This is a genomic window from Lactiplantibacillus sp. C232 (genome assembly GCF_023806725.1).
GTDB classification, from domain to species: domain Bacteria; phylum Bacillota; class Bacilli; order Lactobacillales; family Lactobacillaceae; genus Lactiplantibacillus; species Lactiplantibacillus plantarum.
The window spans coordinates 1-209 of the sequence record NZ_JAMSKZ010000088.1 but is presented as its reverse complement, the minus strand read 5'-3'; the positions used below and the strand labels follow the sequence as shown (position 1 = coordinate 209).

Sequence of the window (209 nt, the reverse complement as noted above, 5' to 3'; positions counted from 1 at the left end):
ACTTGAACCATCGACCTCACGCTTATCAGGCGTGCGCTCTAAACCAGCTGAGCTATAGGCCCAAAAAACGCTTATTAAATTGAGAGTTAGACCTCTCAAAACTAAACAAAGTTTCGACGCGTGTGTAGGTTTCCGTAATATTCCTTAGAAAGGAGGTGATCCAGCCGCAGGTTCTCCTACGGCTACCTTGTTACGACTTCACCCTAATC

1 rRNA gene is annotated in these 209 nt (G+C 45.9%); it reads right to left on the bottom strand.

Annotation, left to right across the window (positions count from 1 at the left end):
* Positions 1 to 148: 148 nt before the first annotated feature.
* Positions 149 to 209: ribosomal RNA gene (locus MZO41_RS17090) — 16S ribosomal RNA — on the bottom strand; the annotation flags it as partial.